The sequence below is a fragment of the Tomitella cavernea genome (assembly GCF_016599145.1).
GTDB lineage: Bacteria > Actinomycetota > Actinomycetes > Mycobacteriales > Mycobacteriaceae > Tomitella > Tomitella cavernae.
Genome location: NZ_JAENKO010000073.1, coordinates 1 through 12,086, shown reverse-complemented (window position 1 = coordinate 12,086; position 12,086 = coordinate 1). Strand labels below are relative to the sequence as shown.

The window sequence follows — 12,086 nt, the reverse complement described above, 5'->3', positions numbered from 1 at the left end:
GCTGCGCCGGGCACTGCCCGCGGCCGCCGCCGTCACCGCCGCGGCGGCGGTCCTGGCCGGGTGCTCCGCGGCGGGGCAATCCGACTCCGCCACCAAGAACGCCGCCGACACCTCCGTCACGACCTCCCCCACCGCGCCCGACACCGGTTCGGCCCAGGCGGCCGGCGAGCTCCCCGCCGGCATCACCCCCGCCGCGGCCGACGCGCTGTGCAGCAGCCTCGGCGACCAGTTGCAGTCGATGCGCACCTACACCATCACCCCGGGCAAGGTGACGCTCAACGGCGTCGTAGTCACCTGGGCGGCGCAGAACGGCGTGAACCTCGTCGACCTCGCCCAGCACCGCGAGAAGATCGATCAGATCCTCACCGTCAGTTGCCCCGACGTACACGACGGGGTGACCAGCGCCCTCGAGGTGCCGGACGTCGCCTCGGCGCTGGTGGGGTTCTAGACCGCAGTCCCGGTGGCGCTGTGCCGGCTCAGCCGTTCTCCCAATTGTCGTCCGCCGCATCCGCTTGCGCGTTGCGCGCATTCGCGATCGCCAGGGCGTGCCGGGCGGTGGCTTCGTCCGGGTAGGGGCCCATCCGGTTCAGGGCGCGGGAGTCCTTACCGCGGTGCACCGTGTGGTCGTCGAGGTTGAAGTACCACTCTTCGTCGCTCATGGGCCCAGTGTGCCGCAGGCGCCGATGCTGCGCCGCGCGATCCGCCAGTGCAGGGAGGCAGGCACGCCCTGTGGTTGTCGTGCTCCGTCTCGACCAATTGTTCTTCGCACGCCCACAGCCCCGAATAGACAGTGAATACTTGCTCGATGGGGCGGGGCCACTGCGTAGCGGCGGGCGGACGAGCCGGTGTGTAAGCCGGATTTTGTTCCCGCGCCGAATCAGCGCGGGCGGCGACCATCCATCTGGACACACCGTCACCGGGTGCCTCGAGCAGCCAACCCGCAGGCTCGGGCGAGCAGCCCTCGATCACCTGCGCAGCCGCACCCGATCCGCAATGGATCCGGTGCGGCCTTCGGCCTTGCTCCGGGCGGGGTTTACCGAGCCGCTGCGGTCACCCGCAGCGCTGGTGCGCTCTTACCGCACCGTTTCACCCTTACCGGCCCGCGCCCCGAAGAGTGCGCGCCGGCGGTCTGTTCTCTGTGGCACTGTCCCGCGGGTCGCCCCGGGTTGCCGTTGGCAACCGCCCTGCTCTGTGGAGTCCGGACTTTCCTCGACACGGGCCTGGACGCAGTGGCGCCGGTCCCCGTGCCGCGGCCGCCCCACCGACTCGTCCGCACCGGCCACAATACGTGGCCCGGCGCGGCGGCGTCCGGCCGCCCGGTCAGCCCAGGTGGGCTGTGTCGTTGACCAGGCGCACCGACGACCCGCCATCCGGATAGAACTCGGCCACGCTGAGCGACGCCAGGTCCAGGTGCAGCTTGTAGAGCAGCGGGTATCCCACGTCGAGCGCCGCCCGCAGCACGAGCTTGATGGGGGTGACGTGCGAAACGACCAGCACCGTTTCGCCGGGGTGCTCCGCGGCCACGCGTGCATGCGCCCGCGCCACCCTGTCGGCCACCTGCGTGAAGCTCTCCCCGTTCGGCGGCGCCACCGTGGGATCGCCCAGCCACCGCGCGTGCAGCGCCGGATACTGTTCGGCCGCCTCCCGGAAGGTCAGGCCCTCCCAATCGCCGAAATCGGTTTCGATGAGGTCCTCGTCGATCCCCACCGGGACGCCGAGGGATGCGGCCGCCGCCTCCGCGGTGGACCGTGCGCGCGCCAGCGGCGACGACACCACCGCGTCGATGCCTCCGCGCGCCCCGATACGCCGCGCCGCAGAGGCCGCCTGGGAAAGGCCGGTCTCCGTCAGCGGGGCATCGCCGCGGCCCGAGTAGCGCCGCTCCACCGACAGTGAGGTCTGCCCGTGCCGCAGCAGCACCATCCGGCACGGGTCGCCCATTGCCCCGGTCCACCCCGGCGCAGGCCGCGCCGCCGCTGCGGCCGCCTTGTGCACCCGGCCCGCCGTCGTGGTCGTCGCCGACGCACCCGCACCGTCACCGTTGTGCGAAGACGCTGCCGTCCCCCGCGTCCCGTCCATCGCCTCGTTGGCGAGCCGGTCGGCGTGCGCGTTCTGCGCGCGCGGTATCCACGTGTAGGACACCGCGCCGACGCGCGCCGCCGCCTTCCGGGCCCGGTCGGCCAGCGGAATCATGTCAGGATGCTTGACCTTCCATCGGCCGGACATCTGCTCGACGACGAGCTTGGAATCCAAGTGCACCGCCGCCGACGACGCGCCCTGCGCCGCCGCCGCCTCCAAGCCGGCGATCAGCCCGCGATACTCGGCCACGTTGTTGGTGGCGTGTCCGATCCCCTCCGCGCACTCGGCCAGGACCGTGCGCACGTCCGGGTAGCCGACGGCGTCGAGCACGACCGCCCCGTAACCGGCCACGCCGGGATTGCCGCGCGAACCGCCGTCGGCCTCCACGATCACCTTCACGGCACCGGCTCCTTCCGTGGGTTTCCGTCAGGCCCCGGCGGACGTGCCCAGGCCGGATTCGCCCGTGCGCACGAGGATCGCTCCGCACTCCTCGCAGTGCACCACCTCAGCCGGATCGGCCGCCTTGATACGTTCGATCTCCGCGCGGTCGATCTCCATCCGGCACGCCCCGCACCGGCGCGCGCGCAGCAGTGCGGCCCCGATGCCGGAGTTCTCCCGCTGCCGCTCATAGTCGGCGAGCAGCTCGTCCGGCAGGCCGGCGGCGAGCAATTCCGCCCGCCGTGCGCGAGCCGACTCCTCGGAGGCCGTCAGGTCCGCCTCGGCCTCGCGGAGCAGCCGCTGGGCCTCCCCCAGCTCCTGGTCCAGCACATCGACCTGGGCGCCCGCCCGGTCCAGATCTTCGCCCGCGGCTTCACGCTGCTCCATCACCGCGAGCAGATCGTCCTCCAGCACGCCGCGGCGGCGCTGCAGGCTGGTGTTCTCGTGCTCCATCTCGCTGAGCTGCTTGGCGGGGATCCCGCCCGCAGCCAGACGATCGGCATTGCGCAGCTCACGTTTGCGCACGGCGTCGACCTCGCCCTCGAGCTTGCGGATGTCGAGGTCGAGATCCTCCAGGGTCATCTCCACCTTGACCGCGGCGTCCTTCTGCGCGTTGCGTTCCGTCTCGATCCGCAGCGCCTCCTGCGCTTCGGGGAGATTGCGGCGCCGGTGCGCTGCCTGGGCCAGCCCGGTGTCGATCTCGGCCAGGTCCAGCAGCCGGCGCTGCACATCCGGTTCAGCTCTCACGCGCATATCTCCATTCGTCTCGACGACGCTCCCGCCGCGACCCCATTGTCTGCAACCGTACAGTGGCACCGGCTGCCCGCCCCCGGCATCCGCCGTCGCTGCGGCCGCTGGGTCCGCCGCCCGCCCTCCCGGCGCCGCCGGCACTATTCCGTGGCGGAGGCGCCCATCGTCCACGGGTCGGTCCGCACGCCTGAGACGGTGACCGCCAACCTGTCTCCGAAGGCCGCCCTGAGCATGCTCGCGGCCTGGGCGCACCACGGGAATTCGCTCGCCCAGTGCGCCACGTCCACCAGCGCGGGCCCGCCCGCGCGCAGGTGCTCGTCCGCCGGGTGGTGCCGCAGGTCCGCGGTGACGTATGCGTCCACTCCGGCGGCGGTGGCGGCCCCGAGCATCGAGTCCCCGCTGCCTCCGCACACGGCGACCCGGCGCACGGGGCGATCCGGGTCGCCGGCGGCCCGCACACCCCAGGCCGTCGCCGGAAGGGACTGCGCGACACGGTCGACGAACTGCGCCAGCGTCGTCTCCCGCGGCAGTTCCCCGATCCGGCCGAGGCCGCGCGCCGACGGTTCCGACGCCAGCTCGATCAGGTCGTATGCGGGTTCCTCGTACGGATGGGACGCGTGCACTGCCGCCCGCACCCGTTCCCGCAGGGCGCGCGCCGCCACCATCTCCACGCGGTGCTCGCGCACGTGCTCGAGTGCGCCCACCGATCCGATGGCCGGCTCCGCACCGGCGAGAGGCCGGAACTGTCCGTCGCCCTCCACCGACCAGCTGCAGCTGTCGTAGTCGCCGACGCGCCCTGCGCCGGCGTCGAACATCGCGGCCCGCACGCGGTGGGTTTCGGCACCCGGCACCATCACGGCCCACTTGTCCAGCGTCGGCCCTGGCAGCGGATCGAGCGGCACGGTATCCGTCAGACCCAACGCCGCCGCCAGCGCGTCGGACACGCCGGGGTCTGCGCTGTCGGCGTTGGTGTGCGCGGTGAACAGGGCGCAGCCGGACCGGATGAGGCGGTGCACCAGCGTGCCCTTGGGGGTGTGCGCGCCGACAGTGTCGACCCCGCGCAGCAACAGGGGGTGATGCGCGACGATGAGCTGCGCGCCGGAATCGACCGCCTGATCCACCACGGCGGACGTGGCATCGACACACAGCAGCACCGATGCGACCGGCTCGGCGGGATCCCCGCAGACCAGGCCCACCGAATCCCACGACTGCGCCAGAGACGGCGGGTAGGCTTCGTCGAGCGCCGCGATGATCTCGCCCAGGGGCACGGCACCCCCGTCCTCCGTCGCCGGTTCCCCGTCCGCCGCACCGATCACGATCGCGCTCCTCACCGCCGCCGGCCATCCGGATGCACCTGAGCCCGCCAGGGCCCGGCACGCTACTGCCTACCGAAGTGCACGGTACCGGCATGGCGCACCCCGCCGGGTGCCCGGCACCACACCCGGCGTCCCCGGGCGCCGGGTGCGCGCCGGACCGGGGACAATGCGGGCATGCCTGGCATTTCTCCGTCCGCTCCCCTGGTGCTGTTCGACCTCGACGGCACGATCATGGATTCCGCCGACGGTGTGGTCGGATCCTTCCGCACCGCGCTCGCCGGCCATGGCGTCCCCGAGCCCGACGGCGACCTACGCTCCCGCATCGTCGGGCCGCCGATGTCCGAGACGATGGCCGGGCTCGGCGTCCCCCCGGAACAGGCGCGGGAGCTGCTGGCCGCGTACCACGCCGATTATTCCGCGTCCGGGTGGAAGCAGTCGACGGTGTTCCCCGGCATGGCCGACGTGCTCGCCGACCTGGCGGCGCGCGGCGTGCGGCTGGCGGTCACCACGTCGAAGCAGCAGACGGACGCGCGCAGGATCCTCGACGCGTACGGCCTCGCCGGGCACTTCGAGGTGATCGCGGGCGCCGCCGGCGAACGGCGCGCCAAGGCAGACGTCATCACGCACGCGCTGGCCGAGCTCGGTGTGGACGATCCCGCTCCGGCGGACGGTCCCGCCGTAGTGCTCGTCGGCGACCGCAGCCACGACGTGGCCGGCGCCGCGCAGCACGGCATCCCCGTCGCGTTCGTCCTGTGGGGGTACGGCACCCGCCGCGAGGCCGAGGGCGCCGCGTGGGTGGTCGACGCGCAGGAGCAACTAAGCGCCACAGTGCTGCGGTACTTGGCGCGCCGGACCGATCCCGCCGGCGCCGCCGCACGGTCCGCACGCGCCGCCCCGTCCGGCACCGTGCACGTGACGTTCGTGTGCACGGGCAACATCTGCCGGTCGCCCATGGCGGAGCAGATCGTCCGCGAACACCTCCGCCGTGCGGGCCTGGCCGACGCCGTGCACGTCACCAGCGCTGGCACCGGCGACTGGCATGTGGGCGACCCCGCCGACCCGCGCGCCTGCGACGAGCTGCGCGCGCACGGCTACGGTGTCGACCATGCGGCCGCGCAGGTCGGCCCGGAGCACCTGTCCGCCGACCTCATCGTCGCGCTCGACTCCGGCCACCGGCGCGCGTTGCTGGGCGCCGGCGCCGACCCCTCCCTGGTTCGCATGCTGCGGAGCTTCGACCACGATGCCACGGGGACCGACGTCGCCGACCCGTACTACGGGGCGGACGACGGCTTCGTCACCGTCCGCCGGCAGCTCGAGGCCGCGGCGCCGGGAATCGTCGACTGGGCCCGCGCCGCCGCGTCCGGCCGCGCCGAGACCGCGGTCGAGAATCCCGTGGACCTCCCGTGACCAGCGCCGTTCCGACAATCGACTACCGTTGACGCCGTGCGACGTCTGAGTTTCCTGCTGCGGCCCGGGTGGCTGGCGCTGATCGCGCTCTGTCTCGCCTTCGCCTACATGTGCTTCACGGTCCTCGCGCCCTGGCAGCTGGGGAAGAACTCCCGCAACGCGGACCGCAACGACAAGATCGCCGCCTCGCTGCACGCCGACCCGGTCCCCGTCGGCCAGGTTTTCGACGGCACCACCGCTGTGGCCGACGCCGACGAGTGGCGCCCCGTCGCCGCCACGGGCAATTATTTGGCGGACAAGCAGGTGCTGGTGCGGCTGCGGTCGATCGAGGGCGACCCGGCGTACGAGGTCCTCGCACCGTTCCGCCTGGACGACGGGCGCACGATCCTCGTCGACCGCGGATATGTGCGTCCTGACCAGCAGATGCAGCCGCCGCAGATCGCCCCTCCCCCCGGCGGGACGATCACACTCGACGCGCGCGTGCGGCAACCCGAGCACGCGACGGGCGACCGTCCACCGGTGCACGAGGCCGGCTGGACGCAGGTGTACGCCATCGACCCGGCCAAGGTGGGTGCGCTCACCGACGTCGACCTGTTGCAGGGGTATCTGCAACTGGAGGCGGACCAGCCCGGAGGCCTGGGGGTGATCGCGCTGCCCCAGCTCGATTCCGGCCCCTACCTCTCCTACGGCCTGCAATGGCTGGCCTTCGGCATCATGGCGCCGCTGGGCGTCGGCTACTTCGTGTGGGCGGAGCTGCGGGAACGCCGCCTCCGCCGCACCTACGACCAGGCTGTCGCCTCCGGCGCGTGGCCGCCGCCCGGCGCCGGTCCGGAGCCGGAGGAGGATGCCGGCGGCGCTGCCGACGAACCCGGCACCGCCCCTGCCGAAGCACCCCGCACGCCGGAGCGGAAGCCGACCGCGGCGGCGGACGAGGAGGAGTTCGCGCACGTGATGCGCGGCCGCAGGAAGCGCCGTGCCCGCACCCCGATGCCGGTACGGACCCCCGAACGCACGCGCGTCGAGGAGCTGCCCGAGGTACAGCGTCGCACTCTCGCAGAACGCTACGGCAAGAAGTCCTGACCACGCCGGAGCCTGACGCCGGTGAGCGTTCTCTCCGCGGAGCCCGGCACGGGCGGCCGCAGTTCGCCTACGATGTGGATATGGCCGTTGACAAGAGCACCCCAGCAGACAGGATCGCCCGCGCCGGCGCTTCGGCTGCCGCGCTCGGCGGTGACGACCTCGACACGATGACCGACGCCGACCGCGCGGATCAGTCCACGCCGACAGTCGACGCCGACACCGGATACCCCGACAACCCGGTGGGCGAACGGTTCGTCGACGAGGCCGACGCGCTCGATCAGGAACGCGAAGAGCCGCTCGACGACGCCGACGAGTACCAGCAGGAATAGCCGCTCGACGGCGCGAACAACACCGAGCCCCTCACCCGTCAATGCAGGTGAGGGGCTTCGTCGTTGTGGTGGGCGCGACTGGGATCGAACCAGCGACCGCCTGTGTGTAAGACAGGAGCTCTACCGCTGAGCTACACGCCCCGAAACGCACCGGGCCGCCCCGCAGATCGGGCGTTCCGGTGCGTCCAGCAATCTAGCGCATTCACTCGGCCAGCGCCGCAAGCGCCTTCTCCCACACGCTCTGGTCGCGCGGCTCGCCGGGCCCGTTCATTTCGGCGAAGCGCACGACTCCCGCCTTGTCGATGACGAACGTCCCGCGGTTGGCGATGCCGGCATCCTCGTTGAACACGCCGTAGAGCTGCGCCACCGCGCCGTGCGGCCAGAAGTCCGACAGCAGCGGGAACGTGTAGCCCTGTTCTGCCGCCCAGATCTTGTGCGTGGGCGAGGGCCCCACCGACACGGCGACGATCTCGGTGTCGTCGTTCTGGAAGGTGGGCAGGTTGTCACGCACCCGGCACAGCTCGCCCTGACACACCCCGGTGAACGCCAGCGGGTAGAACACCACGAGCACGTTCTTCCGGCCACGGAACGACGACAACGTCACAGGCTGGTTGTCCTGGTCCTTGAGGGTGAAGTCGGGTGCCTCGTCCCCCACCGCGATGTTCGGCCCCCCCTGAACGGTCTGCGATCGATCGGTCATCGCTACCAGTCCTTCCTGTTCAGCACGCCCGGCGCGCGTTCAGCGCTTGATGGCCCGCGACGTGGGCTGCACGAGGCGGCTCGCGGTCCAGGCTCCGAGCTTGATCGACGACGTCTGCATGAGGCCGGCGGTGGGGGCGGACTCGGCGATCTCGCTGGGCTCGACGTGACCGTCGCTGCCGGTCTTCGGCGTGAGCACCCACACGAAGCCCTCCTCGGACAGCGGGCTGATGATGTCCATGAGCTCATCCACCAGGTCGCCGTCCCCCTCGCGCCACCACAGGAGCACGACGTCGACCACCTCGTCGGTGTCGACGTCCTCCATCTCGCCGCCGATCACGGACTCGATGGCCTCTCTCACCACATCGTCGGTGTCGTCGTCCCAACCGACCTCCTGCACCACCGTATCGGCGTCGATGCCGAGCATCTGCGGGTAGTTCTGGGCGTCCGCGGCGACCACGGTGGTCATCTCCATTCTTTCGAGGGTCTCGGGCGGTTTTCGGCCGCCCGATCAGGCTCCCGGCGGATACCGGTCACCTGAAAGCGAACATGGTCTGAGCCACGAGCGCAACCACAACGGTAGGTGGTCATCCCCGTGTCGTCGTACTCCCGTGCCGAGATCACGCCCGATCACGGGATCCGCCGCAGGTGACCCCTGCCCCGGATTGTCGTCCACTCCGCCCTTGCGCGGGGCGGTACCGTCGACTTCCCGCCCGCTCCTCCCGCTCGAATGCCTGGTCGCCAGGTTCCCGTCTGCGGAGCCCGGACGTGTTTGTTACCGACCAGACTGTGGGAACTCATGCGGCATCCGGTGTGCATTGAGGCACGATGGACAGTGACGCGGTCGCGCGGTCACTCTGTGGTGCCCGCAGCAGGCCGTGCCGGTACCGACACCGACACACGGTAGGCGCGCGCCCACACCCCGGGGGCGCGCCAGGATACGGGCGCACACCAGCGCCCTCGCGCATCAAGGAGTACGGCTTGTCGAACGAAGTCCAGGATCCGGCCCGCGCTGCCCAGGGGCAGCCGGCGGTCGACGGTAAGGCAACCGCGCCGGGAGCCGGCGCGCAGGGCGCGGCGCACCGCCCGTCGCGCGGCGGCGACAACCGGGTGCGCGTCATCCGCGAGGGCGTGGCCTCCTACCTGCCGGACATCGACCAGGAGGAGACCGGCGAGTGGCTCGAGTCGCTCGACGACCTTCTCGAGCGGTCCGGCCCCGGGCGCACCCGCTATCTGATGCTGCGCCTGCTCGAGCGCGCCGGTGAGCGGCACGTGGCGCTCCCCTCCCTGACCTCGACCGACTTCGTCAACTCGATCCCCACCGAGAACGAGCCCTGGTTCCCGGGCGACGAGGACGTGGAGCGGACATTCCGCCGCTGGATCCGCTGGAACGCCGCGATCATGGTGCACCGCGCACAGCGCCCGGGCATCGGCGTCGGCGGCCACATCTCCACCTACGCCTCGTCCGCGGCGCTCTACGAGGTGGGTTTCAACCACTTCTTCCGGGGCAAGGACCACCCCGGCGGCGGCGACCAGGTGTTCATCCAGGGCCACGCCTCGCCCGGCATCTACGCGCGCGCCTTCCTCGAGGGGCGCATCCCCGCCGAGCAACTCGACGGCTTCCGGCAGGAGAAGAGCCACGCCGCCAAGGGCGCGCTGCCCAGCTACCCGCACCCGCACCTGATGCCGGAGTTCTGGGAGTACCCCACGGTGTCGATGGGCATCGGGCCGATGAACTCCATCTACCAGGCGCGCTTCAACAAGTACCTGCACAATCGCGGCATCAAGGACACCACGCAGCAGCACGTGTGGGGATTCCTGGGCGACGGCGAGATGGATGAGGCCGAGTCCCGCGGGCTGGTGCACGTGGCCGCCATGGAGGGCCTCGACAACCTCACCTGGGTGATCAACTGCAACCTGCAGCGGCTCGATGGTCCGGTGCGCGGCAACGGCAAGATCATCCAGGAGCTCGAATCGTTCTTCCGCGGCGCCGGCTGGAACGTGATCAAGGTGGTCTGGGGCCGAGAGTGGGACGCACTGCTGCAGGCGGACAAGGACGGCGCCCTGGTCAACCTCATGAACGCCACGCCGGACGGCGACTACCAGACCTACAAGGCCAAGGACGGCGCCTACGTCCGCGAACACTTCTTCGGACGCGACCCGCGCACCAAGGAGCTGGTGAAGGACCTCGGTGACGAGCAGATCTGGAACCTCAAGCGCGGCGGCCACGACTACCGCAAGGTCTATGCGGCGTACGCGGCGGCGATGCAGCACACCGGCCAGCCGACGGTGATCCTCGCGCTGACCATCAAGGGCTACTCGATCACCCACTTCGAGGGCCGCAATGCGACGCACCAGATGAAGAAGCTCACCCTGGACGACCTCAAGGGGTTCCGCGACAAGATGCGGATCCCGGTCTCGGACGGCGAACTCGAACAGGACCCGTACCTCCCGCCCTACTACCACCCCGGCGACGCCGCACCCGAGATCCAATACATGCTGGACCGACGCAGCAAGCTGGGCGGCTTCGTGCCGGAGCGGCGCACCGCGGCGACGCCGCTCACGCTCCCCGGCGACAAGCCCTACGACGTGGTGCGGAAGGGATCGGGCAAGCAGGAGGTCGCCACCACGATGGCGCTCGTGCGCGTGTTCAAGGAGCTCCTGCGCGACAAGGAGATCGGCTGGCGGATCGTCCCGATCATCCCGGACGAGGCGCGCACGTTCGGCATGGACTCGTGGTTCCCGTCGCTGAAGATCTACAACCCCAACGGGCAGACTTACACCTCGGTCGACGCCGACCTGATGCTGGCCTACAAGGAGTCCGAGTCCGGACACATCCTGCACGAGGGCATCAACGAGGCCGGCGCCGTCGCATCGTTCACCGCCGTCGGCACCTCCTACGCGACCCACGGCGTGCCGATGATCCCCGTCTACATCTTCTATTCGATGTTCGGCTTCCAGCGCACCGGCGACGGGTTCTGGGCCGCGGCCGACCAGATGACGCGCGGCTTCGTGCTCGGCGCCACCGCCGGGCGCACCACGCTGACCGGCGAGGGCCTCCAGCACGCCGACGGCCATTCGCTGCTGCTGGCCGCCACCAACCCCGGCAACGTCGCCTACGACCCGGCGTACGCCTACGAGCTCGGCCACATCATCAAGGACGGGCTGCGCCGGATGTACGGGGGCACGGTGAACCCCGACGGCACGCTGGCGCCCGGGTTCGGCGGCGAGGACGTCTTCTACTACCTGACCATCTACAACGAGCCCATGGTCCAGCCCGCCGAGCCCGACGAACTCGACGTCGAGGGCCTCCTCAAGGGCATCTACCGACTCGCGAAGTCGCACGGCGACGGCCCCCGCTCGCACATCCTCGCCTCCGGCGTGGGCATGCCCTGGGCGCTCCGCGCGCAGGAGCTCCTGGCCGACGAGTGGGGCGTGTCGGCGGACGTCTGGTCGGTGACCTCGTGGTCGGAGCTGCGGCGGGACGGCATCGAGTGCGAGCGCGACGCGCTGCGCGATCCGTCGGCGGAGCCGCGCACGCCGTATCTGCAGCAGGTGCTGGCCGGCGAGCAGGGGCCGTTCATCGCGGTGTCCGACTGGATGCGCCAGGTGCCCGACCAGATCCGCCAGTGGATCCCCGGCGACTACACCTCGCTCGGCACGGACGGCTTCGGCTTCTCCGACACCCGTGAGGGGGCCCGCCGCTTCTTCAACGTCGACGCCGAATCCGTCGTGGTGGCCGTGCTGCAAGCGCTCGCACGCGAGGGCAGCGTCGACGACTCCGCACCAGTCGAGGCCGCGCGTCGGTACCGGATCGCCGAGGTGCTGCCCGCACCGGAGCAGAACACCCAGGCCAACGTCGACTGATATGTAGTTGGTTTTGTCAACAGCGCAGGAGGAAGCGCCGCCATGGCTGGTTGCCGTGGCGGCGCTTCCGTTTCCGGGCGGCCTGCCTGCGTGGCGCTTTGAGCGTGTCTTGCGACGCACGTGG

Annotated in this window: 10 protein-coding genes, 1 tRNA gene, 1 other RNA gene and 1 pseudogene; 5 read left to right on the top strand and 8 right to left on the bottom strand. The window is 71.0% G+C overall.

Annotated features, from left to right (window positions below):
- A partial coding sequence (locus tag JJ683_RS17585; protein ID WP_307811027.1) for a hypothetical protein occupies positions 1-448 on the top strand: 448 nt, incomplete at its 5' end.
- Between the two features lie 28 nt (positions 449-476).
- Here the strand turns inward: JJ683_RS17585 and JJ683_RS17580 are convergent.
- The 5 genes from JJ683_RS17580 to JJ683_RS17560 form a co-directional block, all read right to left on the bottom strand.
- On the bottom strand, positions 477-659 hold the full coding sequence (locus JJ683_RS17580) for a hypothetical protein (protein ID WP_200176019.1): 183 nt from the start codon (positions 657-659) through the stop codon (positions 477-479).
- Positions 660-834: 175 nt separating this feature from the next.
- Positions 835-1,269: RNase P RNA component class A (gene rnpB, locus JJ683_RS17575), an RNA gene on the bottom strand.
- 51 nt (positions 1,270-1,320) lie between these two features.
- Complete coding sequence (locus tag JJ683_RS17570) at positions 1,321-2,475, bottom strand: bifunctional RNase H/acid phosphatase (RefSeq protein WP_200176018.1); 1,155 nt, start codon at positions 2,473-2,475, stop codon at positions 1,321-1,323.
- A gap of 27 nt (positions 2,476-2,502) precedes the next feature.
- Entirely contained in the window at positions 2,503-3,261 is a 759-nt protein-coding gene (locus JJ683_RS17565) for a zinc ribbon domain-containing protein (protein ID WP_200176017.1), read from the bottom strand.
- Positions 3,262-3,404: 143 nt separating this feature from the next.
- On the bottom strand, positions 3,405-4,580 hold the full coding sequence (locus JJ683_RS17560; RefSeq protein WP_307811026.1) for a Nif3-like dinuclear metal center hexameric protein: 1,176 nt from the start codon (positions 4,578-4,580) through the stop codon (positions 3,405-3,407).
- A 174-nt stretch (positions 4,581-4,754) separates the two neighbouring features.
- Between JJ683_RS17560 and JJ683_RS19510 the strand changes: the two genes are divergently transcribed.
- From JJ683_RS19510 to JJ683_RS17540, 3 genes and pseudogenes are all read left to right on the top strand, one after another.
- Positions 4,755-5,987: an arsenate reductase/protein-tyrosine-phosphatase family protein gene (locus JJ683_RS19510; RefSeq protein WP_277952163.1), complete on the top strand. Its 1,233-nt coding sequence runs from the start codon at positions 4,755-4,757 to the stop codon at positions 5,985-5,987.
- A 36-nt stretch (positions 5,988-6,023) separates the two neighbouring features.
- A pseudogene (locus JJ683_RS17545) lies at positions 6,024-6,830 on the top strand (SURF1 family cytochrome oxidase biogenesis protein); the annotation flags it as partial.
- Positions 6,831-7,147: 317 nt separating this feature from the next.
- Positions 7,148-7,396 (top strand): hypothetical protein, encoded by a 249-nt coding sequence (locus tag JJ683_RS17540; protein WP_200176014.1) that lies wholly within the window; start codon positions 7,148-7,150, stop codon positions 7,394-7,396.
- 66 nt (positions 7,397-7,462) lie between these two features.
- On the opposite strand, the gene JJ683_RS17535 is transcribed toward JJ683_RS17540, so the two are convergent.
- The 3 genes from JJ683_RS17535 to JJ683_RS17525 all read right to left on the bottom strand — a co-directional run bounded on the left by JJ683_RS17535 (position 7,463) and on the right by JJ683_RS17525 (position 8,564).
- Positions 7,463-7,537, bottom strand: a tRNA-Val gene (locus JJ683_RS17535).
- Between the two features lie 61 nt (positions 7,538-7,598).
- The gene (locus JJ683_RS17530; RefSeq protein WP_200176013.1) at positions 7,599-8,096 is read right to left on the bottom strand and encodes a peroxiredoxin; all 498 of its coding nucleotides are present in this window, start codon (positions 8,094-8,096) and stop codon (positions 7,599-7,601) included.
- A 39-nt stretch (positions 8,097-8,135) separates the two neighbouring features.
- The gene (locus JJ683_RS17525) at positions 8,136-8,564 is read right to left on the bottom strand and encodes a DUF3052 domain-containing protein (RefSeq protein WP_182347007.1); all 429 of its coding nucleotides are present in this window, start codon (positions 8,562-8,564) and stop codon (positions 8,136-8,138) included.
- 641 nt (positions 8,565-9,205) lie between these two features.
- Between JJ683_RS17525 and aceE the strand changes: the two genes are divergently transcribed.
- A complete protein-coding gene (gene aceE, locus JJ683_RS17520; protein ID WP_307811028.1) occupies positions 9,206-11,962 on the top strand; it encodes a pyruvate dehydrogenase (acetyl-transferring), homodimeric type in 2,757 nt (918 codons plus the stop codon).
- The last annotated feature ends 124 nt before the right edge of the window (positions 11,963-12,086 follow it).